This is a genomic window from Gilliamella sp. Pas-s25 (assembly GCF_009795885.1).
GTDB lineage: Bacteria > Pseudomonadota > Gammaproteobacteria > Enterobacterales > Orbaceae > Gilliamella.
Genome location: NZ_WTEV01000022.1, coordinates 1 through 26,340 on the forward strand (window position 1 = coordinate 1; position 26,340 = coordinate 26,340).

General features: G+C 36.0%; 22 protein-coding genes. 8 read left to right on the forward strand and 14 right to left on the reverse strand.

From position 1 onward, the window contains the following. Window positions 1–706: 706 nt before the first annotated feature. Together GQ593_RS09880 and GQ593_RS09885 are read left to right on the forward strand one after the other, a co-directional pair. Complete coding sequence (locus GQ593_RS09880) at window positions 707–1,258, forward strand: hypothetical protein (RefSeq protein ID WP_160402354.1); 552 nt, start codon at window positions 707–709, stop codon at window positions 1,256–1,258. A 19-nt stretch (window positions 1,259–1,277) separates the two neighbouring features. Further along, window positions 1,278–1,847 (forward strand): hypothetical protein, encoded by a 570-nt coding sequence (locus GQ593_RS09885; protein ID WP_160431872.1) that lies wholly within the window; start codon window positions 1,278–1,280, stop codon window positions 1,845–1,847. A 206-nt stretch (window positions 1,848–2,053) separates the two neighbouring features. On the opposite strand, the gene dnaJ is transcribed toward GQ593_RS09885, so the two are convergent. Then, window positions 2,054–3,181: a molecular chaperone DnaJ gene (gene dnaJ, locus GQ593_RS09890; protein ID WP_160431873.1), complete on the reverse strand. Its 1,128-nt coding sequence runs from the start codon at window positions 3,179–3,181 to the stop codon at window positions 2,054–2,056. 127 nt (window positions 3,182–3,308) lie between these two features. After that, window positions 3,309–5,228: a molecular chaperone DnaK gene (dnaK, locus tag GQ593_RS09895; protein ID WP_085246966.1), complete on the reverse strand. Its 1,920-nt coding sequence runs from the start codon at window positions 5,226–5,228 to the stop codon at window positions 3,309–3,311. A gap of 231 nt (window positions 5,229–5,459) precedes the next feature. Here dnaK and satP point away from each other — a divergent pair, with 231 nt between their 5' ends. Beyond that, window positions 5,460–6,038, forward strand: coding sequence for an acetate uptake transporter (satP, locus tag GQ593_RS09900; RefSeq protein ID WP_160431874.1), 579 nt, complete (start codon window positions 5,460–5,462; stop codon window positions 6,036–6,038). 61 nt (window positions 6,039–6,099) lie between these two features. Here the strand turns inward: satP and GQ593_RS09905 are convergent, their stop codons facing one another. The 12 genes from GQ593_RS09905 to polA all read right to left on the reverse strand — a co-directional run bounded on the left by GQ593_RS09905 (window position 6,100) and on the right by polA (window position 19,992). Beyond that, window positions 6,100–7,053, reverse strand: coding sequence for a hypothetical protein (locus tag GQ593_RS09905; RefSeq protein ID WP_160431875.1), 954 nt, complete (start codon window positions 7,051–7,053; stop codon window positions 6,100–6,102). 152 nt (window positions 7,054–7,205) lie between these two features. Then, the gene (locus GQ593_RS09910) at window positions 7,206–7,649 is read right to left on the reverse strand and encodes a PTS sugar transporter subunit IIA (RefSeq protein ID WP_160431876.1); all 444 of its coding nucleotides are present in this window, start codon (window positions 7,647–7,649) and stop codon (window positions 7,206–7,208) included. Between the two features lie 15 nt (window positions 7,650–7,664). Then, entirely contained in the window at window positions 7,665–8,162 is a 498-nt protein-coding gene (locus GQ593_RS09915; RefSeq protein WP_160431877.1) for a PTS system mannose/fructose/N-acetylgalactosamine-transporter subunit IIB, read from the reverse strand. Between the two features lie 32 nt (window positions 8,163–8,194). Further along, on the reverse strand, window positions 8,195–9,055 hold the full coding sequence (locus GQ593_RS09920; RefSeq protein WP_160431878.1) for a PTS system mannose/fructose/sorbose family transporter subunit IID: 861 nt from the start codon (window positions 9,053–9,055) through the stop codon (window positions 8,195–8,197). A 43-nt stretch (window positions 9,056–9,098) separates the two neighbouring features. Further along, entirely contained in the window at window positions 9,099–9,920 is an 822-nt protein-coding gene (locus GQ593_RS09925) for a PTS sugar transporter subunit IIC (protein WP_160431905.1), read from the reverse strand. A gap of 60 nt (window positions 9,921–9,980) precedes the next feature. Beyond that, window positions 9,981–10,961: an NAD(P)-dependent oxidoreductase gene (locus GQ593_RS09930; protein WP_160431879.1), complete on the reverse strand. Its 981-nt coding sequence runs from the start codon at window positions 10,959–10,961 to the stop codon at window positions 9,981–9,983. A 337-nt stretch (window positions 10,962–11,298) separates the two neighbouring features. Further along, on the reverse strand, window positions 11,299–12,972 hold the full coding sequence (asnB, locus tag GQ593_RS09935) for an asparagine synthase B (RefSeq protein ID WP_160431880.1): 1,674 nt from the start codon (window positions 12,970–12,972) through the stop codon (window positions 11,299–11,301). Window positions 12,973–13,172: 200 nt separating this feature from the next. Next, complete coding sequence (locus GQ593_RS09940) at window positions 13,173–13,517, reverse strand: YdbL family protein (protein ID WP_160431881.1); 345 nt, start codon at window positions 13,515–13,517, stop codon at window positions 13,173–13,175. A 105-nt stretch (window positions 13,518–13,622) separates the two neighbouring features. After that, entirely contained in the window at window positions 13,623–13,808 is a 186-nt protein-coding gene (locus tag GQ593_RS09945) for a YnbE family lipoprotein (RefSeq protein WP_085246970.1), read from the reverse strand. A gap of 11 nt (window positions 13,809–13,819) precedes the next feature. After that, a complete protein-coding gene (locus tag GQ593_RS09950) occupies window positions 13,820–15,319 on the reverse strand; it encodes an intermembrane phospholipid transport protein YdbH family protein (protein WP_237397735.1) in 1,500 nt (499 codons plus the stop codon). Window positions 15,320–15,487: 168 nt separating this feature from the next. Beyond that, on the reverse strand, window positions 15,488–16,918 hold the full coding sequence (gene gltX / locus GQ593_RS09955; protein ID WP_160431883.1) for a glutamate--tRNA ligase: 1,431 nt from the start codon (window positions 16,916–16,918) through the stop codon (window positions 15,488–15,490). A gap of 290 nt (window positions 16,919–17,208) precedes the next feature. Continuing rightward, window positions 17,209–19,992: a DNA polymerase I gene (polA, locus tag GQ593_RS09960; RefSeq protein WP_160431884.1), complete on the reverse strand. Its 2,784-nt coding sequence runs from the start codon at window positions 19,990–19,992 to the stop codon at window positions 17,209–17,211. Between the two features lie 198 nt (window positions 19,993–20,190). On the opposite strand from polA, the gene folE reads away from it, so the two are divergent. The 5 genes from folE to ispH all read left to right on the forward strand — a co-directional run bounded on the left by folE (window position 20,191) and on the right by ispH (window position 26,339). Further along, window positions 20,191–20,850 (forward strand): GTP cyclohydrolase I FolE, encoded by a 660-nt coding sequence (folE, locus tag GQ593_RS09965; RefSeq protein ID WP_160431885.1) that lies wholly within the window; start codon window positions 20,191–20,193, stop codon window positions 20,848–20,850. A 176-nt stretch (window positions 20,851–21,026) separates the two neighbouring features. After that, complete coding sequence (gene ribF, locus GQ593_RS09970; RefSeq protein WP_160431886.1) at window positions 21,027–21,965, forward strand: bifunctional riboflavin kinase/FAD synthetase; 939 nt, start codon at window positions 21,027–21,029, stop codon at window positions 21,963–21,965. Between the two features lie 36 nt (window positions 21,966–22,001). Further along, a complete protein-coding gene (ileS, locus tag GQ593_RS09975) occupies window positions 22,002–24,809 on the forward strand; it encodes an isoleucine--tRNA ligase (RefSeq protein WP_160431887.1) in 2,808 nt (935 codons plus the stop codon). Window positions 24,810–24,919: 110 nt separating this feature from the next. Continuing rightward, window positions 24,920–25,390 (forward strand): signal peptidase II, encoded by a 471-nt coding sequence (gene lspA / locus GQ593_RS09980; protein ID WP_160431888.1) that lies wholly within the window; start codon window positions 24,920–24,922, stop codon window positions 25,388–25,390. A gap of 1 nt (window position 25,391) precedes the next feature. Further along, window positions 25,392–26,339 carry a 4-hydroxy-3-methylbut-2-enyl diphosphate reductase gene (gene ispH, locus GQ593_RS09985; protein WP_160431889.1) on the forward strand — a complete coding sequence of 316 codons (948 nt, stop codon included), beginning with the start codon at window positions 25,392–25,394 and terminating at the stop codon, window positions 26,337–26,339. Window position 26,340: the final 1 nt, after the last annotated feature.

Sequence of the window (26,340 nt, forward strand, 5' to 3'; positions counted from 1 at the left end):
CTTATTCATATTTGTTCCTTTTTTAGTGGTGATAAGTTTACCTTACCCCTTAAAAAAGTTGTATGAATTAGTGTAGCCGATCCATAGAATGGATTGGGTACAGTGGTTTCGGACGTTTTGACCTATAGTGAACAAAATAGCCATAGTGACCACGTCCGATTTAGGGGATTTTTTGCGAAATCCCCTAAAAACCCCTCGCAAGGCTGCAGAATGTGGCCTGCGGCTGCCCGACGCCGCCGCTCGGTCTTAACGCACCGTTTGTGGGATTACTCGTATCATCCTGATACTCGCCTCTACGAGGCCACCTTCGCTATGCTCAGGTGTTCAAATTTGTTCCAAACAAATTTGTCAGACGCACCACAACTCGCCAAACATCCCTGTTTGGCGTGCTAACCTCGCTCTGTTGTCGGCACATTCTGACGCCCGGAATAAGACAAATAACATAATCATCGTTTTTTGGGATGGGTTATTGTGTTTTTATAAGGCGTTTCTTGTTAAAAAACAGCCTAAAAAACCTCAATAAAATCAGTACCTTTTCTGACATATTTTAGTGTGTAGATAGCTAAATAATCAGTCTGATTGGTAGATTTATTTTACTGTTTTTTTGCACTATGGCTGCTTTTTATTGTTTACTGGTGCCTAAATTATTATTTTATTATAATAAAATAATAACTTAAGGAATTAATACACAAATTGGAAAGAAACAATGCTAAAAAGTTACTTTTTATTATTTGCTCTGTTGCTTTTTATCCCAACTTGTTGGGCTGATGGTTTAACAAAAGAGCAGGCGGAAAATCTTGAGCTTGCAGGGGTTAAACTTGGAATAACCGAACCGGAACTGGTTGAATTACTCAAAAACCAATATCACCTTTCTGAAAATGACTTTACTGTTAGTGAGCAGCAAATGGCATTACCGCCAACCAAAATAGATGGAAAAAGCATAACTACTTGCACAATTAAGAACTATGAAGTCGTTTTAAATATCAACCATCCAGAAGAAACGTTAACAATTCAACTTAAAGACGATATCACGCATAATCCTCCAAAAAAAATGGTGGTTTATAGTATTTATCATACCATGCCATATACAGTAGAAAGTGCACAGAAGGTTTATAAGGAGTTAACCGAAAAATATGGTAAGGAAGAAACAACAAACTTTTTCGGAATAAAAGTTTGGCGTTACAACTCATACCATTTAGGCTTATCCCCAGAAACTGAGGGTAAATTCTATGTATCTATTCGAAGCAATGGACTATAACACAACTAGGAGCTAAACAATGTTAAAAAAGTACTTTTTATTATTCACTTTGTTATTTTGTATCCCAACCTGTTGGGCTGATGGTTTAACAAAAGAGCAGGCGGAAAATCTTGAACTTGCAGGGGTTAAGCTTGGAATAACCGAACCGGAACTGGTTGAATTACTCAAAAACCAATATCACCTTTCTGAAAAGGACATAAAGATTAGTGAAAAGAAAATGCGATTACCGCCATCAAAAATAGGCGAAAAATCGATAATCGGAAGCACAATCAAAAGCTATGAAATAACTTTAAATGCCAACAATCAAGACGAAAAATTAACCATTAGACTTGAAGATGACTTAGAGCGTAACCCTACCCAATTGGTTGTGTTCAATGTTTATAAAAAAATGACATACACAGCAGAAATAGAGCAGAAAGTTTATAAAGAATTAACCCAAAAATATGGTAAAGAAGAATATAAAAACATAACAGGGGATAAAATATGGAGCTACAAACCATACTCTTTAAATCTATCCCGAGAAAATAACGGTAAGTTTTCTGTTGAAATTTTGACCGAAAAATATCGTAAGCAAAAAACAGGATCGTAGTAAAAAACGAAATAGTTGCATAAACGGTTAATTTGGCTAAAAAACACCAAAAACTTTAATAAAGTTAATACCTGCACTAACTAATTTTTGCCTAAAAGTTTTTTGTTTTTGTGAATAAATAGGGATGGGTGTAGAGGTGTTAATGTTGGCTAACACACGATTGAACAAGTTATTTTACTGTTCAATCGTGCTTTTGCTATATCAAATTAACCAAAAAACTTTTTCACTTTGTCAAAGAAGCTTTTTTCTTTGGGACTGTGTTTAGAGTTTTTATCGGCTTTAAAGCTTTCGCCTAGCTCTTTAAGCAGCTCTTTTTGTTTGCTCGTTAGGTTAACGGGTGTTTCAACCACAACATGGCAGTAAAGATCACCCACCGCACTACCACGTAATGATTTGATGCCTTTACCTCGTAGTCGGAACATTTTACCGGTTTGTGTTTCAGCAGGAATCGTTAAGCTGACCTTGCCATTAAGGGTTGGTACTTCAACTTCGCCACCAAGTGATGCCAATGCAATATTAATTGGAATTTCGCAATGCAAATTGGTGCCGTCTCGCTCAAAAATAGCATGTGGTTTAATTTGCATTTGAACATATAAATCACCTGCTGGTGCGCCATTTAAACCTGCTTCGCCCTCACCAGATAGTCGAATACGGTTGCCTGTATCAACACCGGCTGGAATAGTAACAGACAATGTTTTCGTTTTTTCAACACGACCTTCACCATGACATTTTTTACATGGATTTTTAACCACTTTACCCCGTCCATGACAAGTTGGACACTCTTGTTGCACGGCAAAAAATCCTTGTCGCATTTGTACAACACCTGCACCATGACAGGTATTACACGTGACCACATCAGAAGATTTTTCAGCGCCTTGCCCGTGGCAAGTATCACAACTTACCCAAGTTGGTACTTTAATTTCTTTATTAACGCCTGCTGCGGCTTCTTCTAATGTTAGGGAGATATTGTATTGTAAGTCATTGCCACGAGAGGCGGTTTGACTGCGTCCACGACCGCCACCAAAGAAATCACTAAATATATCGTCGAATGCACCACCGCCAAAACCACCAAATCCGCCGAATCCACCAGATCCACCCTGTCCTTGTTCAAAAGCAGCATGTCCATATTGATCATAAGCCGCTTTTTTTTGCGGATCAGTTAGGATTTCGTAAGCTTCTTTCACTTCTTTGAACTTTGCTTCGGCTTCGGCTTTGTTATCTTGATTCTTATCAGGATGATATTTCATCGCTAGGCGTTTATAGGCTTTTTTTATCTCACTTTCACTGGCACTTTTACTAACGCCCAATGTTTCATAATAATCTTTCTTCGCCATAATTAACCTTTATTTTTTTATGATTGTATAAACAACTAAACGGGCTTGAGTTACCTCGCGCCCGTTTAACTTGTTATATGCTTAAAACTTGTTGAAATAACTCATTAAAAAACATTGTAGTTAATGTTTATTTTTTATCATCATCAACTTCTTTGAAGTCTGCATCAACAACATCATCTTGCGCATTAGTGTTTCCACTATTTGCTTGACCCGCACCTTGAGCTGCTTGGGCTTGTTGTTGTGCTAATTCAAGCAATTTTTTAGATGCTTCCATTAATGCATTAATTTTAGCTTCAATTTCTGCTTTATCTTCGCCACGAGCGGCAACTTCTAAAGCACTGACTGCATCTTCAATTGCTTTTTTATCATCAGCTGATAACTGATCACCGGCTTCAGTCACTTGTTTACGTGTTGAGTGAACAAGATGATCGGCTTGGTTACGAGTTTGAGCTAGCTCTTCAAATTTACGGTCTGCATCGGCATTGGCTTCTGCATCGTTAACCATTTTTTGAATCTCTTCTTCACTTAATCCTGAAGAGGCTTTAATGGTAATTTTTTGTTCACGTCCAGTATTTTTGTCTTTCGCAGATACATGTAAAATACCGTCAGCATCAATATCAAATGTAACTTCAATTTGTGGCATACCGCGAGGCGCAGCTTGAATACCATCTAGATTGAATTGACCTAATGATTTGTTATCGCCCGCACGTTTACGTTCACCTTGTAACACATGAATGGTTACAGCTGATTGATTATCTTCAGCAGTTGAGAACACTTGACTATGTTTAGTTGGAATAGTTGTGTTCTTTTCAATTAAAGCTGTCATAACACCGCCCATAGTCTCAATACCTAAAGACAATGGCGTAACATCAAGTAATAACACATCTTTAACATCACCACCAAGTACACCACCTTGAACAGCCGCACCAACAGCAACCGCTTCATCAGGGTTTACATCTTTACGTGGTTCTTTACCAAAGAAGTCAGCAACCGCTTTTTGAACCATTGGCATACGTGTTTGACCACCAACAAGAATAACGTCTTTAATGTCAGAAACAGAAAGACCTGCATCTTGTAATGCTGTTTTTACAGGATCCATTGAACGTTTAACTAAATCTTCAACTAAAGACTCAAGTTTAGCGCGTGTTACTTTAATATTTAAATGTTTTGGACCACTTGCATCAGCAGTGATATACGGTAAATTAATATCAGTTTGTTGTGCTGATGATAATTCAATTTTTGCTTTTTCTGCCGCTTCTTTTAAACGTTGCATTGCTAGCGGATCATTTTTTAGATCGAAGTTTTGTTCACGTTTAAATTCGTCAACTAAATAGTTGATTAAGCGTGAGTCAAAATCTTCACCACCTAAGTGAGTATCACCATTTGTTGCTAATACTTCAAAGGTTTTTTCGCCATCAACGTCGTCGATTTCGATAATAGAAATATCAAATGTACCACCACCAAGGTCATAAACAGCAATAGTACGGTTACCTACATCTTTATCTAAACCATAAGCAAGGGCTGCAGCTGTTGGTTCGTTGATGATACGTTTTACATCAAGTCCAGCAATACGACCAGCATCTTTGGTTGCTTGACGTTGTGCGTCGTTAAAATAAGCAGGAACAGTAATTACCGCTTCAGTCACCGCTTCACCAAGATAATCTTCTGCTGTTTTTTTCATTTTCTTTAATACTTCAGCAGAAATTTGTGGTGGTGCAATTTTTTGACCTTTAACATCAACCCATGCATCACCATTATCGGCTTTTACAATTTTATATGGCATGATGCTAACATCGCGTTGTACTTCGGCATCTTCAAAACGACGACCAATTAAACGTTTAATGGCAAATAATGTATTTTGTGGATTAGTTACTGCTTGACGTTTTGCTGGTTGACCAACTAAGATTTCACCATCTTGAGTATAAGCAATAATGGAAGGGGTTGTACGATCGCCTTCTGCATTTTCTAATACTTTTGCTTGGCCATTGTCCATGACAGCAACACATGAATTTGTTGTACCTAAATCAATACCAATAATTTTACCCATAATCTTTTCTCCTCAAAATCTGTATTTTATTTCTTGTATATAGGTCTTAAATATTAATTTTCAAGCCTTTATTTCACAAAGAAATGTTTTTGTTTTCACATAAATGGGAACATTATTATTAATATCAAGGGGGACAAAAAAATAATTTCCCCTGAAATCTTGATTATCGCGTTTTCTGCACTTATTATTGCCGCTCTTTTTTAATCATCAAACTTAACTTATAGGATCCTTATGGAACAAACAAAACTTGCAAATCCTGGCCCACTTGGTTTAATGGGATTTGGTATGACAACAATTTTATTAAATATTCATAATGCTGGATTTTTCCCAGTTATGACAGTCATTGTCTCAATGGGTATTTTTTATGGTGGTCTTGCTCAAGTCATTGCTGGTATTTTAGAATTTAGAAAAGGCAATACGTTTGGTACAACAGCATTTACTTCTTATGGTTTCTTTTGGATTGCGTTAGTGGGTATTTGGTACTTACCTACTTCGCCAGCAACAGCGCCATCTGATGCAACTTTTGTCGGTATCTTCCTTGCTTTATGGGGTATTTTTACTGGCTTTATGTTTATTGGCACATTAAAAGGTAACCGCGTATTACAATTTGTTTTTGCTAGTTTAACCGTGTTATTTGCTTTATTAGCTATTGGTAATATTTCAGGTAACCATGACATTCTCCATATCGCTGGTTTTGAAGGTATTCTTTGTGGCGCAAGTGCCATTTATTTAGCAATGGCTGAAGTAATTAATGAGCAATACGGTCGTACCATTTTACCGATTGGTGCACCAAAAGGCGCTGCACATTAATTTATCTATCACATCTACCCAATCGGTTGGTAGATGTGATCGCTTTCCCTCCACTCAAATACTATTTTTGATTTTTATTGGCATAACGAGTTGTTAATGAACGGCATACATCATGAAGCGACTGGGTATGTTTTTCGATTATTTCGTTAGATAAATAGTTGTCTTTTGATGAATGAGCATTATTAATAACAATTTTACCCTCTTTATCTATATCACCAGATGTGATCATGATGTAATTGGGTAATTGGGTTTCCATTTTTCCTGTATAAATAGTTTTGCCTTCTATTTGTAGAGCCGATCCTTGCGGTTTTAGATAAATTAAATCATTGCCATTACCAATACTGTCTATAAAAATAAATTTTTTGTCTTTTATTTGGCTAGAGTAGCTTTCCAGCATTTTTAAGCCATATTGACTACTGTTCCCTCCATCATATAAAACAAAGGCTATTTTTTTCTTGTCTTTTTTGTCGAGTTGGTTAATCAAGTTAATAATAGTAATAATACTTGATGAATTACAAACAAAATTCTTTTGATTAGGAATGCCGCTCTTAAATTTAAATACAACAAAAAATAGCAAAACAGTTGAAATAATTGAGCTAATACCAGAAATGCTAAAAAAGCCTTGAGTACTAATATTTGGAAGAAAGACAAAATAATTTAATATCAGCGATATAATAAATAAAAAAACAATAGGCGCAATACTGATAAAGTAATTTAATTTATTAAATTGCGGTGTAAATGCATAGTTTTTTTGAAGATTAAAACAGTTAATAGCCGTATCATAATAAGTGCAGATGATTAATTCAGCTTTATTTAAATCACCAATATAAGCATTGTAGTAGCTTTCATACCGTCTTGTGGCTAATTTCAATTTAGCCAGTTTTGCATCAACTATATAGCCTAATTGACTGAGTTCTTTAGATATCACTCTTAAAAAAGCAATCTTTTCTTTAGAAGAAAACCGTTTGCCAAAGATGACGCAATATCGTAGAACAAGATCTTTAAGTATTTCCATTTTTAATAAACTATCTAAATATAAAATTTAAAATAATATAGTGAATAAACCTTTATACAATCCAATTAACTATGAAGATAAAAAATAAGTTGATAGGTATAGACTAAAAACTATCAACTTAATAAATAATATTATTAGTTAAATTAACCTATTTAATAATCGTCTTCACTTTCAGATTTGTTGGAATGCATAATATTTGCAATAGCATCTTGAATGTTTTCATGCCCTGATTCAATACACTCTTTTGTCAACTCTTGCAGTGATAGCGAATCTCTATTGCATACTGCATTAATTACCATTGGCAAGCTCATACCAGTAATAACGCGAACATTCATGTCAAGATCATGCCATTGTGGCACACATTGCATTGATGCGTTATAAGGAGAAGCACCATAGAGATCGACAAAAATTAAAACACCATCGCCAGAATCTAACGATTTGCTACAATTAAATAAATCCGTTTTTAATTGATTAATATCTTGCCCTGGGTTAAGTGATAATGATTCAAATTTGTCTTGTTCCCCAACAATCATTGTTACACTATCTTTTATTCCTAAAGCCATCTTGCCATGGCTAATTAATAACACGCCTATCATTTTTACCATCCTATATTATTCAAACATCTTGATTGCTTCATTTAATGTGACTTTTTTCAATGAAGGCGTTGCTTGAAAATAGATATCCATATTAGGGAAACTCTTTTTTAAATCGATCAATAGATCAAGTTGCTCTTTGTTAATCGATACTTCTTTAATTATTGAAGTTGCGCCAGGTACTAATGGTAAACCACCAATATTAAGATTAGTTATTGGTACCCCAGCTTTAATAATTTTATACATTATCTCAATATTTTTAGTAATTAAGATAACATTAAAATCATCATATTTGCGATCATTCCAATATCTTACAGCGCCATCTTCTTTTAATACTCTGATTTTATGGCCTGTGCTAGCACCAGCACCTAAAATGATATTTTTTGTAAACTCATCATTTGCTGAATAGTCATCGGCAACGAATAAGGCATTAGCACCGGCCGCTTTAGAAACATTAGTTGCGACTTGACCATGAATAAGACGACTATCTACACGAGCTAAAACAACTTTTCCCATAATTTAAAACCTCTATTTTTTATATCACTGTTTTATAAAATGCCAATTGCAGCTAAAACACCCAGTATAATGGTTAATCCAACTAATGCTCTGGTGACTTTTAAACCTTTCTTAGAAAAATAAAAATATAATCCCATTACAACAATGAGCGGTAACGCACCAGGTAAAATTTTATCTAATGTATCTTGTATAACAAAATCTTTGCCTGATAAGGTAAATTTTAAGCTTGATGAGACTTTAATATAGCTGGCAGCTAAAATTCCCATCATAAATAGACCTAAAATAGATAAGCCTTCTATAAGCATCTGCATTTTGTTACCCACCACTTCTGTAGCGGCATTTCTACCTAATTTGAATCCTAATTGCGCAAAATAATATCCCACAAAAAGTTGATATATTACAAAAGCAAAGAAAGGGAACAACGCACCAATTGCTAATCCTTCTTGTGCCCAAGGAAGTGCAATTGCAATAAAAATATATTGTATAGTACCCGAGTCAATCGCATCTCCAATGCCGGCTAATGCTCCCATTAAACCCGCTTTAGTATTATAAAGAACATCATCATCAATACTGATTGGTTTGTTTTGATAAACTTCATCGGCTCGAACTGATTCAAGAGAGGCCATAATTCCTGAAATTGTTCCTCCCCCCCAAGTTATTTGAGTATTAAAAAACAATAAATGTCGTTGGTAAGCTGCTGCCAGTTCACTCTTTGATTTATATAATTTTTTAAGGATTGGCATTAACCCCCACATCAATGATGCCGCAAGATAACGATCAAATGAGTGTGGGATTTCGTTGGCATAATACCATCGTAACCAAGCAAAAGTTATATCCTTTTTAGTAATAGTCTCTGGTTTTAGATCAATGCTTTCTTGTACTATTTCTGTCATTATAAAATTCCTCTATCTAATTGATTCATCAAATCACTGTAGATTAATAATCGTCATCATCTTGATTGCTATTATTTGAATTATTTCTAGGCTGATCCGCCGCAGAATTTACTGCTTCACTTTTTGCAAGAACAAAAATAAAGGCAACAATAGCTCCAACAATCGCATAAGTTACCATTGTTATATTCAGTGGTTTGGCCATTACTGCCATAAAGTAAGCCAATAAGAAGAAAATGATGTAGCTCTTTTTACCAATAACATAAATGGTTAATGCAATACCAACTGCGGCAAGACCACCACCAATAACGTTAAGAATATGGAAAACCACTCCCCCAGCATTGGATTTAATGACATCAGCAATAATCGGTGCTCCAAAATATAGTGCAACAAACATAAACGGAACAAATAAGGCAAAACTACAAATTATTGGTAATATAATGATAGAAAGAGTTAATCCTGAACTATTTGCTTCTTGCGCATATCTTTCAGTTAATTTCATAATCATAGTGTTAAAGAAAAATCTTAGTTGATACAAGTAAGATCCTAATAAACCAACTGGTACAGCAACTGCAACCGCAGCGGTTGGCTCCATATTTCCAAGCAACGCAACAGGAACAGCAACTGCAGTTGCAATAGCTGGCTCTGATGGCATTTGACCACCTGGCGAAAAAACGCCCATGTAAATTAATTGTATTGCGGCAGTTGTTATCATGGCGTTTGGAATATCATTAAAAACAACACCAACAATTAAACCTGTCATCATTGGGGTAAACCTTAACGTTAAGGTTGCGCCACCCAATCCCCGTGACATAACCATTGCAACCCATATGGAAATAATCGCCGCTTGAAGAAACGTTACATGCATTTCTTGCATATATAGACTCCTTAATATTTTTTGTTATTACTTAAAATGTTAAATAACTTTTTAAGAAACAACTGATTGTAGTTCTAAATTATTAACAAAGTTTTCTACATCTTGTACACACTTTTCCCCCATACCTTGCAGACATTCAATGGCATAAGCGGAAGTATGAGGTGTAACAAGTACTTTAGGGTGTTTAACTAAAGGATGATCGTTATATGAAGGTTCGACATACATTACGTCGGTTGCATGTCCCGCAACAATACCACTATCAAGTGCATTTAATAACGCACTTTCATCAATCAATTCAGCTCGTGCAGTATTCGTAATATAGACACCTTTTTTCATTAAAGAAAATTGAGGCTCTTTTAAGATATGGTAGCTTGTTTCATTCAGTGATGCATTTAAAGAGATGATGTCGGAATTTTGAAGCAAATAATCTAATTCAACAATTTCGATATTATTTTTATGTGCCCATTCTTTATTGACCTTAGGATCAACCACAAGTAACCGAGTATTAAAGCCGTGTTTAAATATTTCTGCTACCCGACTACCAATATTACCGCATCCAATAACACCAACAACTTTACCCGTAACATTAACGCCTAGAAAAGAGGCTCTTTTTTTCCATTCATTTGACTTAACAGCCGCTTGAGATTGAACTGTTTGTCTAATTAATGCTAGTAAATTCGTTACTGCATTTTCAGCAACCGCATCTCGCTCAACTAAAGGGGGAACAATAGTAACGATCGTCCCATGCTCTTTAGCAGCAATAACATCGACGTTATTAAACCCTATTCCATGGCGAGAAAGTAAAAATAAAGGATCTTTTTTATTATCAAAAAACACTTTATCAAAAAATGGCCTGACACTGGCAATGACAATATTGATCCCTTGCAATGCATCAGCTAATTCTTTTCCAGAAATACTATTTTCAAAAGTAAAATGTTTTACTTCACCTATTTTTTCTAATCGTTTTAAATGATCTGGAAAATATTTTCCAAAACTACTTGAGTTGATTATTGCAATTCTATAATTTTTCACTCAATACTCCTAATTAATAAATTATTTACCCTTACAAATTTATTGATTGGAAAATAAATATTATTTACTTTCCATTTAACCAACATGTGACTGGTAACATTTAGTATAGTTAATTAATTTAAGAAAAAAGTGAATTTAGATCACATATTGAACAATTACTCACTAAAAAATAGACTCAACTCAATGAATGGCAAATCTTGTTAGTATAAAAATCCTAGATAAATATTGACGAAAAGAGAAATATGAAACTAAATATCAGAAAGGAGAGCACATAGATTCAATCAATAAAAAAGGGCAACCATGCCCTTTTTTAATCAGTTTTTTAAAATCTAATCAATTATTTTTTATATGCATCGTTATGAACACCAACTGCCGCACGTCCAGACGGATCGTTTAGGTTCTTAAATGATTCATCCCATTCAATCGCTTTCGCAGTTGAGCAAGCAACTGTTGGACCACCAGGCACACAATGCGCTGCACTTTCAAGTGGGAATAGTTCATCAAAAATCTCACGATACATATAGGCTTCTTTTGAAGTCGGCGTATTGTACGGGAAGCGGAATTTTGCATTTTCTAATTGCTGATCAGTAATTTTACTTTCGGCAATCTCTTTTAATGTGTCAATCCAGCTATAACCCACACCGTCAGAGAATTGTTCTTTTTGACGCCAAACAACCGATGCTGGTAAGTAAGATTCAAATGCTTCGCGGACAATGTGTTTTTCCATTTTGCCATTACTACCACACATTTTATCTTTTGGATTAATGCGCATAGCAACATCTAAGAATTTCTTATCAAGGAATGGAACGCGCGCTTCAACGCCCCACGCCGCCATCGCTTTATTAGCACGAGCACAATCATACATATGCAGTGCCGCTAATTTGCGTACGGTTTCTTCGTGGAACTCTTTGGCATTTGGTGCTTTGTGGAAATAAAGGTAACCACCAAACACTTCATCAGCACCTTCACCAGATAGTACCATTTTAATGCCCATAGCTTTGATTTTACGTGCCATTAAATACATCGGTGTGGACGCACGAATGGTTGTTACATCATAAGTTTCAATGAAATAAATTACATCACGAATGGCATCAATACCTTCTTGAATAGTAAAGTTAATTTCATGATGAACTGTACCTAAATGATCCGCAACCGCTTGCGCCGCTTTAAGATCGGGTGCACCTTTTAGACCTACTGCAAATGAGTGCAACTGCGGCCACCATGCTTCTGATTTTTCGTGATCTTCAACACGGCGCGCTGAGAATTTTTTAGTGATTGCTGAAATGACTGAAGAATCAAGTCCACCTGATAATAACACACCATAAGGCACATCAGACATCAAATGACCTTTTACTGACTCTTCTAATGCAAGGCGAAGTTCATTGATGTCTGTTTTATTATCCTTAACATTGTCATAATCCATCCAGTCACGTTTGTAGTAGGTTTTGATTTCACCTTCGGTACTAGATAAGTAACATCCTGGAGGAAAAGCCTCAATTGTTTTACAAACAGGCACGAGTGCTTTCATTTCAGAGGCAACATAAAATGTGCCATTTTCATCATGACCAGTATACATTGGAATAATACCGATATGATCACGACCAATAAAATAGCTACCTTTATTAATATCATAAAGGATAAACGCAAACATGCCTTGTAATTCGTCAAGACAGTCAATACCCTTTTCTTGATATAAAGCAAGAATTACTTCACAGTCTGAACCGGTTTGAAACTCATAACGATCTTTGTACTGATTTCGGAGTTCTTGATGATTATAAATTTCGCCATTCACCGCTAAAACTAGAGTTTTATCTTTATTATAAAGAGGCTGAGATCCAGTATTAACATCCACAATTGATAAACGTTCATGAGCAAGAATAGCTTTATCAGACGCAAAAATACCAGACCAATCAGGACCACGATGACGCTGTAGACATGATAGCTCTAATGCTTTTGTTCGTAGTTGTTCTGGATCTGATTTAATATCAAGAATACCTAAAATCGAACACATTGATTTTCTCCATTTCAAATCGCATAAGCGATACTATTACAAGTAAAAAAACTAACTAGATAAAAACTTCACATCTTTTTTATTTTTATTAAATATAAAAAGATAATGAACAAATATTTAAACAAACAGCATACACATTATTAATACACAATTAAAGTACAATGTCATTATACTTTTTCTATCGTTGCAAAAAGTGATGATTATTTTTTTAACCATTGACCTTGTTGCTTTATATATTGACCTGCTGGGGTCTTTTCTTGCGCTTTACTACCCGCTTTTTTTTCTACTTCACTTAAAGGAACATTGCTTTCAGCGGACACTTTTTGATACTGTGCTTTACGAGCTTGATTAATCAGTTGCGCAATTTCGGTGGCATTACCTTCATTTTTCACAACACCTAAATAACCATCAGCCTGTTCGCCAACGATACCTTGTGCTTTGGCTTGACTCAATGAATCAATAGCTTGCTCTAAATTTAATGCAAATACAGAAAAAGACAAAACGACAGACAATAATGCTACAGTTGCTTTTTTACAAATAGTCATAACAAACTCCTTAATAAATACATCATATTTTATTAATTTGAATGCGAATACAGGTTTTTCTATTAGTCACATTCAAAAGGATAGATGAAAATAAAACCGATTAATTTAATATAATCCAGATTTATTGATGATATTATCTAACGCCTTATCAACCTTAATATTAATTTCATGGTCTATCTTAACATTCAAATTGATATTAATCGGTTCGCTCGGCGCTTGCACTTTTACTGTTGGCGAACATCCGATTAACGCACTACTTAGCATCATTATTGCAATAACATTTCGTACCATAAAATAACCTCTTATTTTGAAGCTTCCTTTTTTAAACGTGCTTGAATTCGTTTACGAACTGGCTCACTAATTTGATCTGATAACTGTAAGCTCATCAGCAATTTAGCCATATTTTCTTCAAGATTGATATTTAAATTCACTGCTTTGCCATTTTCAACATCTAAATTGCTGCCTTGAATATTCAATTTCAATTTAGCAATGTCGTTGGCGTAATCAACTGTACCTTGTAATTTAGTATAATGAAAGTTTTTAATAATATCAGTGAGTATTTTCATATTTGGGTTACTTTGCGCATAATTTTTTAAGGCTGAATTTTCAAACTGTAAATAACCTTGATTAATTGTGGTTAGCTGCCCATTTTTAATTGTCAGTTCAAATGCCGCCTCACTCTTTGTTTTCGCTTTTAATAATGTAATCGGTAAAAAACCATCAATTGTACCGTCGCCAGCAAGCCCTTCGGTTGGATATTTAGCAAGAATATCTTTTAATTGTATCTGTTTTATCTTTAAATTTAATTGTTGGGGTAATTTAGCTAAATTCAATTTACTCGGTTCAATAAAAACTGAGCCAGAAAAAATATCAGCTTGAAGCTTTTTCCAAGTAACTATTCCTTTGCTAGGTGCTTTGAATGAAGCGGAATAACTTCCAGCTAATTTTAGCTTTTCAAAGGCGATACCCATGTTTACTTCTTGAACATTTAACGCCGGCGTTGAAATCGTAAATCGGTTATCTTTAACAATAATATTGACATCACCTGTCACCGATTTGATTTCACTACTTTTATAAATACCATTGAGCTTATTAACCGTTAGCATTGCTGTAACAGAGAGTTTATTGCTATCAAACGGAATTTTTGATTGAAGTTGCATATTCAAATGCCCTGTGCCAGAACCAAGGAGTAAATCGTCAGAAATATTCGCTTTATCAAAGCTAATTGAGGCGTTATCTGAAGTTGTTAATGCCAATTGATGGGCAGATACCCAACCAGTAAATGGTAATGTTAAGTTGCTATTTTCTAAACCAAATGGCTTTAAAGATGTTTTAAAAAGACCGTTTTGTATATCAAAACGTGAAGCTGTTTGATTAACCAACAAAGTAGCTGACAATTGTGCGATCTCTTGGGTATTGGTTGCTACATTCAGTTGTATCGCTTCTTGCTGTTTACTGATATCGACTTTTAAATCGAATTGTTTTTTATCTTGTTCATAAAATCGCAATGTATCTATATGAATCGTCTTAGGTGACCAATAAATAATCGTTGGAATCAAAGAGAGATCAAGATCGGATTGATTAAGATTATCAGTAGCAGTATCAACTACATTTTCGACAGAATCTACGACCGTTTCAGATTGATTTACTTGCCAGTGGATATCTAAATTATTTGCAGATAAATATGACCATGAAATTAATAGATTTTTAGCTGTTATAGAGATTTGAGATTGCTTGCTAACAGTAAGTTCATCAAAAGTAAGACCTTCAAAACCAAGGCTAGCACCATGCCAATCGACCATAATTCCATGTTTCTGCTTAAATGACTGCCAATAGTGCCACCCATATAAGCAAAACAATGCGATCAAAAATAAGATACTTAGTGAGATCCAATAGCGTTTTTTTAAGCGAACCATAGAAGTGCTCGATTTGGCGAAAATAATTGCAGGCATTACCCTGCAATAAATAGATTAATTTTGAGATTGCTCACGCTGAGTAATATATGCCAGAGCTTTATCAATTCTAGCAAGTGTGCGCTTTTTACCAACGGCAAAAACAGTTGCATCAACCGATGGTGATTGCCCGATACCGGTTACTGCAACGCGTAGTGGCATGCCGACTTTTCCCATACCAACATCCAGTTCAGCTGCCGTTTGTTCAATGGCATGATGAATTTTATCTATTTGCCAATCAAAATCGGCGATCGCTTCAATTTTGGCTTTAAGTGTTTCTAATGGCTGTTTAGCCACTGGGCGAAGATGTTTTTTAGCTGCATCTGCATCAAAATCAGCAAAGTCTTGATAACAATAAGAACAAGATTCAGCCATTTCTTTCAGCGTTTTACAACGTTCGCCAAATAGCTTAATGATGGTAATAAGATCGGGACCATTAGCTAAATCATAGCCTTGTTGGTTCATATGCCAAACTAAATGCTGAGCAACATAATCTGCATCTAAATGATTAATATAATGGTGATTTAACCAAAGTAATTTTTCAGTATTAAATGCACTGGCTGATTTACTCACTGCATTTAATGAAAAATAACTAATCATTTCAGGCACTGAGAAGATTTCTTGATCGCCATGTGACCACCCAAGGCGTACTAAATAGTTAAGTAGTGCTTCGGGTAAATAACCGTCATCACGATATTGCATTACACTGACCGCACCATGGCGTTTAGATAATTTTTGTCCATCATCCCCTAAAATCATCGATACGTGCCCATACTCAGGCAATGGTGCACCTAACGCTTTGAGAATGTTGATCTGACGAGGTGTGTTGTTGATGTGATCTTCACCACGAATAACATGGGTAATTTCCATATCCCAATCATCAACAACCACACAGAAATTATAAGTTGGTGAACCGTCTGTGCGACGAATAATAAGATCATCAAGCTCTTTATTGGCGATCTCAATCGGTCCTCGGATTAAATCATTAAAGATAACAGTACCATCAATAGGATTAGCAAAACGAACAACATGAGGCTCATCATGAGAATGTTCTTTTTGTACCGAATCACAACGGCAATGACCATCGTAACGCGCTTTTTCACCTTTCGCCATCTGTTCTTCACGTAGCTGGTCAAGGCGTTCTTTAGAACAGTAACAACGATAAGCTGTACCTTTGGTTAACATTTCGTCAATAACGAGATTATAACGATCAAAACGTTTAGTTTGATAATAAGGACCTTCATCCCATGATAATTTTAACCAATTCATACCCTCCATTATTGCTTCAATCGCTTCTGGTGTTGAACGCTCAAGATCGGTATCTTCAATACGTAATACAAATGTACCTTTTGCATGGCGAGTATAAAGCCAAGAATAAAGTGCAGTACGAGCACCACCTACGTGTAAATAGCCTGTTGGGCTAGGTGCAAAACGGGTTTTGATTTTCATGAAATAATCCTAAAAATAACAAAAACGAGCGCCTAATTAACCAGACTGTGGCTTGCGCTCCCTTTTCTTATTCTGTCTGTTGCTCTGACAGAATAACATTTTGATATAAATTTGATTTAGTTACCTATTCTAACACGCCGAAAGGTTTCGGCAATAGTGCCATTAATGTTAGAAAGTTAAACCATGCTGTTGTAAAAAAGTTTCAGAAAAGTATGTGTTTCAGTATAAAATTAACATTTAGCCATTTTATTTAAGTTAAGGCTGATTTATTTAGTACTGATCTAGCCTCATTAGTGTGCTTCATCCCAATTATCACCTAAGCCAACATCCACTTTTAATGGTATCGATAGCTGATAACAATTCTCCATAATCGATTTTATTTGAGTGCGATACTGCTTAGCCAATTCTTCTTTTACTTCAAATACGAGTTCATCGTGTACTTGCATCACCATTCTAATATTACCTACAGGTAGACTTTTAATCCATTCACTCACTTTAATCATCGCTGTTTTGATAATATCAGCCGCCGTGCCTTGCATTGGCGCATTAATGGCGGCACGCTCAGCACCACGACGTTCAATACCACTTCCTGATTTAATTTTTGGAAGATACAAACGTCGACCAGATAAAGTTTCAATATAACCTTGTTCTGCTGCTTGCTGGCGGATTTCGTCCATATAAGTTTGAACGCCTGGGTAACGTTCAAAATAGCGATCGATATAAAAGCTTGCTTCTTTACGAGTAATATTAATTTGTTTAGATAAACCAAAAGCACTCATACCGTAAATTAATCCAAAATTAACTGCTTTTGCCCGTCTTCGCTCTTCAAAAGTGACTTCAGATTCAGATTTATCTAAAATTTCACTAGCCGTCACTCGGTGAATATCTTTATCGTTAGCAAAAGCGTTAAGTAAGCTTTTATCTTGTGATAGATGCGCCATGATACGTAATTCAATTTGCGAATAATCAGCAGAAATAATCTTATAACCTTTTGGCGCAACAAATGCCTGTCGAATTCGGCGCCCTTCTTCGGTTCTCACTGGGATATGTTGTAAATTTGGCTCATTTGACGACAATCGACCCGTTATCGTACCGATTTGATTATAATTAGTGTGGATCCGATGATCGATAGGGCTAATCATCAAGGGTAATTTATCGGTATAAGTATTTTTTAACTTAGCTAAACTACGATAAAGCAAAATCATACGTGGTAATTCGTATTGATTAGCTAGCTCACTCAAAACATCTTCACTGGTTGATGGTTCACCTTTTGGCGTCTTTTTGAGTACTGGTAATTGATGCTTATCAAATAAAAGAGCTTGAATTTGTTTAGGCGATGCCGGATTAAAATTTTCACCAGCCAGCAATTGTAATCTTTCTTGAATTTCGTTCAATTTGTTGTTCAATTCAGTAGAATGCTTATTTAATAACTTGGCATCAATCAAAACACCGGTTCTTTCCATTTCGGCTATTATAATGGTGAGTGGCATTTCAATATTAGTGAATAGATTTTTTAATTTTTGGTCTCGTTCAAGCACAGGCCATAACTTATTATGCAATTGTAACGTGATATCGGCATCTTCAGCAGCATATTGCGTCGTTTTTATTACATCAATATTATCAATAGTCACTCGAATTTTATCAAATTTAGTTAATTCATCATAAGTAATGGTTTTATGATTCAAATAGCGATTTGCCAAACTATCCATATCATGACGGTCATTACTGTTTAATACATAAGATTCAATCATGGTATCAAACGCAATTCCTTGCACTGTTATGCCATAGTTTGCCAGCACGCTGTAATCAAATTTCGCATTTTGGGCGATTTTTTGGATTTTTGGATTTTCAAATATCGGTTTTAATTTAGCTAAAACATCATTGAGCGGCAATTGCTTCGGAACACCTAAATATTGGTGAGCAAGTGGAATATAAGCCGCTTGATAAGGTTCAACACTGAGTGATATGCCCACTAATTTAGCATGCACATGATCTACATTATCGGTTTCAGTATCAAACGCGAATTGCTTGCTATTTGTTAATTTTACAAGCCATTCATCTAGTTGTTCATTGGTTAATATGCATTGGTAATCAGTTTCTGTGTTTTGTGAAGTTGGTGTAAGTTGTTCTTCTTGAGTAGATAAGAAGAAATTATCATCGACTTCTACCGCAGTATTTTTTTGCTGTTTTAAAAAAGTACCGCCAATTAATTCTTTTTGCCAACGATGAAAACCATAGTAATTAAACAACTCAATTAGAGCCTTAACGTCAATATCCCCTACCAATAATTGCTCATTGGTAAAATCTAACTTCACATCGGTTTTGATTGTTGCAAGTAAATAAGAAAGATCTGCATCATTTTGATTATCGATCAATTTTTTCTTTAAAGATTTAGCGCCTCGGATCGATAATTTTTCAATATCATCCAATCGATGATAAATATCTTTTACGCCATCAAATTCAGATAATAAACTTTGTGCCGTCTTTTCACCTATGCCAGGTACACCAGGGATATTATCGGAAGAATCCCCTCTTAATGCTAAATAATCAATCATCTTTTCGGGTGGAACACCAAATTTTTCCATAACGCCTTTTGGATCAAGAATCGTATTATTCATGGTATTAATAAGCGTGATTTTATCACTCACCAACTGAGCCATATCTTTATCGCCAGTACTAATTAATACTTCAAGGTTTTCCTTTTCTGCTTGTCTAGCTAGTGTACCAATGACATCATCGGCTTCGACACCATCAATGCAAAGTAGTGGTAAACCCATGGCTTTCAAAATAGTATGAATAGGTTCAATTTGGGGACGAAGATTTTCGGGCATTGCCTCGCGAGTTGCTTTATATTCGCTATAGATCTCGTTACGAAATGATCCACCTTTGGCATCAAAGACCACAGCAATATGGGAAGAGTTGTATTGATTAATTAAACTACGAACCATATTAATCACACCAAAAATAGCGCCAGTTGGTTCACCTTTGGCATTGGTTAATGGAGGACATGCAAAAAAAGCACGGTAAAGATAAGATGATCCATCAATTAAAATAATCGGTGTGTTATTTGGCATTATGGTTACCTAAAACGTTAGTCAATTCAATGTCTGATAGTATAACCTAATTAGCTAAAATATTCTTAGCAAGACAATAATATAATGTAAAAAAGTTTCAGGAAACTATGCGTTTTAGTATAAAAATCTGTAAGAACTATATATTACTTCACGAGTGTTATATAATATTGCCTCTAATTTCGCCTGAGTATTTGATAAATGACAGAATTAACTCTTGCCGCGCAAAAAGTCAAAGAAGCACTAGCCGCTAAAAACCTTGAAACACCATCATGCCGTCTAGCTATGGATAATAGTGAGCGTAAAGCAAAAATCGAGTCACATTTTCGTGAAATTATGAAGCTAATGGAACTGGATTTGACTGATGACAGCCTTGCCGAAACCCCCCATCGAGTATCGAAAATGTTTGTTGATGAGATTTTTTCTGGTCTTTATTATGAAAATTTTCCAAAAATCACGCTGATCGAAAATAAAATGCAAGTGGATGAGATGATCACTGTTCGCGATATTACACTAACTAGTGTTTGTGAACACCATTTCGTCACAATAGACGGTAAAGCCACCGTTTCTTATATTCCGAAAGATAAAGTGATAGGACTGTCTAAAATCAATCGTATCGTTGAGTTCTTTTCACAACGCCCTCAAGTACAAGAAAGGTTAACGCAACAAATTTTAGTTGCCCTGCAAACATTACTTGGTACTGTCAATGTTGCGGTTTCAATTGAAGCGACCCATTATTGCGTAAAAGCCAGAGGCATTAAAGATTCGAGCAGCACCACAACCACCACGGCGCTGGGTGGTGGATTTAAAACCAATCCAAGCACAAGACAAGAGTTTTTACGAGCACTAAACCATTATTGATATGATAAATCGTTATTTTTGACGAGTAATGGTTTAAGACATAGCTTAGCAAGCCTTTTGTGTAAAATAAAGTAAAAGGCTTGATGCAAAACAGTAAAACCTAACTTTATATTGCGTGCATCTTCAAGAAAGATTGGTATAATTCTTAGTTACTTAATATAAATAGCATTGTTTTCATGAAGATTATCCGTGGTATAACTAATTTAAAAAATCAATTCTCTCAATGTGTTTTAACCTTGGGAAATTTTGATGGCGTTCATTTAGGGCACCAGCAATTAATTAACCATATTATTAAACAAGGAAAAAAACGAAACCTGCCTACGGTTGTGATGTTATTTGAACCTCAACCACTAGAGTTTTTTGCACAAGATAAGGCGCCGTCACGGTTAACTTCATTCCAAGAAAAAATCATTTTTATTGAAAAGCTAGGTGTTGACTATACTATTGTTATTCCATTTACAAAAAAGTTTGCCCATATGGCAGCAAATCATTTTATTCAAGATTGGTTGATTAATAAGCTACAAGCTAAATATATTACTATCGGTGATGATTTTCGATTTGGATTTGACCGTAAAGGGGATATCAATCTTCTACAAAAATATGCCCACAACAACGATTTTATAGTAGAAAGCATGCCTACATTGGTTTGGAATAATTTTCGTATTAGTAGTACTGCCGTTCGCCAAGCACTTTTAAATAGTGATTTTCAATTGGCTCATTGCTTATTGGGTCGTGATTATACGATTCAAGGCCGTGTAGTCCATGGCAATGCATTGGCAAGACAGTTAGGGTTTCCAACGGCTAATATTCATTTGCACCGAAAAAAACCTGCTTTGCAAGGCGTTTATCTTGTTAAAGTAAAAAACAGTTGTAGTAATCAATCTTATCATGGTATTGCTAATATTGGCATAAGACCCACTATTGATGGAAAAAAAGCCATTTTAGAAGTGAATCTATTTGACTTTTCAGATGATATTTATGGACAATATTTAGACATATCTTTCGTTCAAAAATTACGTGACGAGAAAAAGTTTGATTCATTAGCAGAATTAAAACAACAAATTACACAAGATGTTTGCACTGCGAAAAAGATCAGTGCACAATTAACCAATTAAAAGTAGTATCAACAAATTTAACTGGAATAAATCAGCATGACAGACTATAAAAACACATTGAATTTACCTGAAACAGGATTCCCAATGCGAGGCGATCTTGCTAAACGCGAACCTGCAATGTTACAAAATTGGTACGATAAAGAACTTTATCGCAAAATCCGCCAAGTAAAAAAAGGCAAAAAAACCTTTATTTTGCATGATGGTCCTCCTTATGCAAATGGTAAACTTCATATTGGTCATGCAGTTAATAAAATTATCAAAGATATCATTATCAAATCAAAAGGCTTAAGCGGTTATGATTCCCCGTATATTCCAGGATGGGATTGTCATGGCTTACCAATTGAACAAAAGGTCGAAGAGCAAGTTGGTAAGCCTGGGGTTAAAGTATCTCCTGCTGAATTTCGCCAAATTTGCCGTGATTATGCGGCCTCACAAGTTGAACTACAAAAAGCCGATTTTATTCGTATGGGCGTACTTGGTGATTGGCAAAACCCTTATCGCACCATGAATTATGATACAGAAGCCAACATTATTCGTGCTTTAGGTAAAGTGATTGAAAATGGTCATTTAGTTAAAGGCGCAAAACCGGTTTATTGGTGTACTGATTGTATGTCTTCTTTAGCGGAAGCCGAGGTTGAATATTATGATAAATCATCACCAGCAATCGATGTAAAATTTAAAGCGGTTGATAATCAAGCTGTCGCAAAAAAATTTGGTATCAATACCGATTTAACCATTTATGCAGTTATCTGGACAACCACACCTTGGACATTACCTGCTAGCCGAGGGATTGCTTTAAATGCTGATTTTGAATACCAACTGGTTCAAATCAATGATAAAGAGTGCCTAATCTTAGCCACTGATTTAGTTGAAACAGTGATGAAGCGAGCTAATATCAGCGAATGGAAAGTATTAGGTAGCTGTCAAGGTAAGGCACTTGAGTTATTACGCTTTAAACACCCATTCCTTGATTTTGATGAACCTGTGGTACTTGGCGAGCACGTTACTATTGATGCCGGTACAGGTGCAGTACATACCGCACCAGGTCATGGTACAGAAGACTTTATGGTCGGTCAAAAATATGGGCTTGAAGTAGCAAACCCCGTTGGTGGAAATGGTTGTTACTTACCTGGGACCGGTGCCGGATTAGATGGTTTATTTGTATTCAAAGCCAATAAAGTTGTCGTTGAAATTTTAAAAGAACATAACGCATTATTTCATTTTGAAAATATTGAACATAGTTACCCATGTTGTTGGCGTCATAAAACCCCTGTTATTTATCGCGCTACACCACAGTGGTTTATCAGCATGGATAAACAAGGCTTGCGAACGCAATCATTAAAAGAAATCAAACAAGTTCGCTGGATCCCTGATTGGGGGCAAGCTCGGATTGAAACCATGGTTTCTAATCGTCCAGACTGGTGTATTTCTCGTCAACGTACGTGGGGCGTGCCTATGACGTTGTTTGTTCACAAAGAGACCGAAGAACTTCATCCAGATACGTTAGCATTAGTTGAAAAAGTCGCTAAATTAGTTGAAAAAGATGGCATTCAAGCTTGGTGGGATGCTGATATTAAAGATCTCTTAGGTCCAGATGCTGATGATTATCGTAAGGTGCCTGATACGTTAGATGTGTGGTTTGATTCGGGATCAACATTTTCATCAGTTGTTCGTGTTCGTCCAGAATTTGAAGGACATGAAGCCGATATGTATTTAGAAGGCTCAGATCAACATCGTGGATGGTTTATGTCTTCGTTAATGTTATCAACAGCAATCGATAATAAAGCCCCTTATAAACAAGTATTAACGCATGGCTTTGTGGTTGATGGGCAAGGCCGCAAGATGTCTAAATCACTTGGTAATATTGTCACACCACAAGAAGTTATGAACAAACTTGGGGCCGATATTTTACGTTTATGGATTGCATCTACCGATTATTCAGGTGAAATGAGTTATTCGGACGAAATTATTAAACGCGCAGCTGACAGTTATCGCCGAATTCGTAATACCGCACGCTTTTTACTCGCTAACTTAAATGGTTTCGATCCAGTGAAAGATATGGTTAAACCAGAAGATATGGTCGTACTTGATCGTTGGGCAGTTAGTATGGCAAAAGAAGCTCAAGAACAAATTATTCAAGCTTATGAAAGTTATGATTTCCATAAAGTGGTACAACGGATTATGCAGTTTTGCTCAATCGAAATGGGATCATTCTATTTAGATATCATCAAAGATCGCCAATATACAGCTAAAAGCGATAGTATTGCTCGCCATAGCTGTCAAACAGCGTTGTATCATATTGCTCAAGCTATGGTTCGCTGGATTGCACCCATTTTATCATTCACCGCCGATGAAATTTGGCAATACTTACCAGCGGCAGAAAAACAAGAATTCGTTTTTGAAGATGAGTGGTATAGCTCGCTCTTTACTTTGTCAGATAACGAAGCATTAAATAGCGAATATTGGGCGCAGATTTTAGCGATTCGTAGCGAAGTGAATAAAGTGCTTGAACAAGGTCGTAATGATAAAGTGATTGGTGGCGCTCTTGAAGCGGCTGTTACGCTTTATGCTGATGAAGATATTGTCGCAACATTAGCTAAATTAGAGAATGAATTACGCTTTGTCTTACTTACATCACAAGCGAGCGTAAAACCATTACAAGCAGCGCCAGCCAATGCTGTGCAAAGCGATATTCAAGGACTGAAAATTGAACTTGCTAAGGCTCAAGGTGATAAATGCCCTCGTTGTTGGCACTATACCGTCGATAATGAACCAACCACACACTTATGCAAACGTTGTGAAGAAAATATTCACGGCAAAGGCGAAGTGCGACATTTTGCATAGCGATAAGCCATTTAGCACATTAAAATAAGCTATAGTATCTCTTTATAGCTATCTAGTACCTTTTCCGCCGACAATTGTCGGCGGAAATATAATAATGAGCACAGACTTATATGAAAAAAGATAACGGACTTTACTGGTTATTATTTGCAATTATTGTTTTTATCATTGATATCGCAAGTAAATTTTGGATTTTAAATAACTTTTCGCTATTTGAATCAGTGAACCTATTACCCTTCTTCTCAATTACTTATGTACGCAATATTGGCGCTGCCTTTAGTATTCTTGAAGGACAACGTACGATGCTTGCCGCTATCGCCTTGATCATCAGTGCCGTAATTTTGCATATGTTATACCGCAATACCCGCCAGCAAAAATTAGAAAACTTTTCATTAGCGCTGATTTTAGGTGGTGCATTAGGTAATTTATTTGATCGCCTTTATCATGGTTTTGTCATCGACTTTCTTGATGTCAATTTTGGTCATTGGCACTATCCGACCTTTAATATCGCAGACTGTGCAATCTGCGTGGGTATTGGATTATTTATCTTCTGTAATTATAAAAAACCGAAGAAGACTGTATAGTATGCAAATTATTTTAGCTAATCCTCGCGGTTTTTGTGCCGGTGTTGATCGTGCTATCACCATCGTTGAACGTGCACTAGAACTCTTTGGCGCACCAGTTTATGTTCGTCACGAGGTAGTACATAATCGCTATGTTGTTAATCGTCTAAAAGAGTTAGGGGCGATTTTTATTGAAGATATTAGCGAAGTACCTGACAACACCATTCTTATATTTTCGGCACATGGCGTGTCTAAAGCGATCCGCGAGGAAGCCAAACAACGTAAACTCCGCGTTTTTGATGCAACTTGTCCACTTGTAACCAAAGTACATATGGAAGTTGCTCGCTCAAGCTATCGTGGCGAAGAGGTGATTTTAATCGGTCATGCAGGTCACATTGAAGTAGATGGAACAATGGGGCAATATAGCAATCCAAAAGGCGGCATCTATTTAATTGAATCAATTGATGATGTACAAAAGCTACAGGTAAAAAACGAAAATAACCTTTGCTTTACCACTCAAACAACGTTATCGGTTGATGATACAGCAGAGATCATTGCTGCTTTAAAAAAACGTTTTCCTGATATTCGCAGTCCTCGTAAAAATGATATCTGCTATGCCACAACCAATCGCCAGCAGGCCGTGAAGCAATTATCATCACGTGCCGATATCGTCTTTGTCGTTGGTTCTAAAAATTCGTCTAATTCCAATCGCCTAGCTGAACTGGCAAGACGAAATAGTAAACAGGCTTATTTGATTGATTTTGCTTCTGACATCCAAAAAGAATGGTTGGTAAACGCACATACAATCGGCGTGACAGCTGGCGCATCTGCCCCTGATATTTTAGTACAGCAAGTGATTGATCACTTAAAAAGTCTAGGTTGTACATCACTCATTGAAACTGATGGCATTTTAGAAAATATCACCTTTGAAATTCCCAAAGAGCTACGGATTGATATAAAACCAACCTAAA

Coding starts and splice junctions, on each gene's coding strand:
- GQ593_RS09880 (WP_160402354.1), top strand. CDS start 707: ATGCTAAAAAGTTACTTTTTATTATTTGCTCTGTTGCTTTTTATCCCA.
- GQ593_RS09885 (WP_160431872.1), top strand. CDS start 1,278: ATGTTAAAAAAGTACTTTTTATTATTCACTTTGTTATTTTGTATCCCA.
- dnaJ (WP_160431873.1), bottom strand. CDS start 3,181: ATGGCGAAGAAAGATTATTATGAAACATTGGGCGTTAGTAAAAGTGCC.
- dnaK (WP_085246966.1), bottom strand. CDS start 5,228: ATGGGTAAAATTATTGGTATTGATTTAGGTACAACAAATTCATGTGTT.
- satP (WP_160431874.1), top strand. CDS start 5,460: ATGGAACAAACAAAACTTGCAAATCCTGGCCCACTTGGTTTAATGGGA.
- GQ593_RS09905 (WP_160431875.1), bottom strand. CDS start 7,053: ATGGAAATACTTAAAGATCTTGTTCTACGATATTGCGTCATCTTTGGC.
- GQ593_RS09910 (WP_160431876.1), bottom strand. CDS start 7,649: ATGATAGGCGTGTTATTAATTAGCCATGGCAAGATGGCTTTAGGAATA.
- GQ593_RS09915 (WP_160431877.1), bottom strand. CDS start 8,162: ATGGGAAAAGTTGTTTTAGCTCGTGTAGATAGTCGTCTTATTCATGGT.
- GQ593_RS09920 (WP_160431878.1), bottom strand. CDS start 9,055: ATGACAGAAATAGTACAAGAAAGCATTGATCTAAAACCAGAGACTATT.
- GQ593_RS09925 (WP_160431905.1), bottom strand. CDS start 9,920: ATGCATGTAACGTTTCTTCAAGCGGCGATTATTTCCATATGGGTTGCA.
- asnB (WP_160431880.1), bottom strand. CDS start 12,972: ATGTGTTCGATTTTAGGTATTCTTGATATTAAATCAGATCCAGAACAA.
- GQ593_RS09940 (WP_160431881.1), bottom strand. CDS start 13,517: ATGACTATTTGTAAAAAAGCAACTGTAGCATTATTGTCTGTCGTTTTG.
- GQ593_RS09945 (WP_085246970.1), bottom strand. CDS start 13,808: ATGGTACGAAATGTTATTGCAATAATGATGCTAAGTAGTGCGTTAATC.
- GQ593_RS09950 (WP_237397735.1), bottom strand. CDS start 15,319: ATGGTCGATTGGCATGGTGCTAGCCTTGGTTTTGAAGGTCTTACTTTT.
- gltX (WP_160431883.1), bottom strand. CDS start 16,918: ATGAAAATCAAAACCCGTTTTGCACCTAGCCCAACAGGCTATTTACAC.
- polA (WP_160431884.1), bottom strand. CDS start 19,992: ATGCCAAATAACACACCGATTATTTTAATTGATGGATCATCTTATCTT.
- folE (WP_160431885.1), top strand. CDS start 20,191: ATGACAGAATTAACTCTTGCCGCGCAAAAAGTCAAAGAAGCACTAGCC.
- ribF (WP_160431886.1), top strand. CDS start 21,027: ATGAAGATTATCCGTGGTATAACTAATTTAAAAAATCAATTCTCTCAA.
- ileS (WP_160431887.1), top strand. CDS start 22,002: ATGACAGACTATAAAAACACATTGAATTTACCTGAAACAGGATTCCCA.
- lspA (WP_160431888.1), top strand. CDS start 24,920: ATGAAAAAAGATAACGGACTTTACTGGTTATTATTTGCAATTATTGTT.
- ispH (WP_160431889.1), top strand. CDS start 25,392: ATGCAAATTATTTTAGCTAATCCTCGCGGTTTTTGTGCCGGTGTTGAT.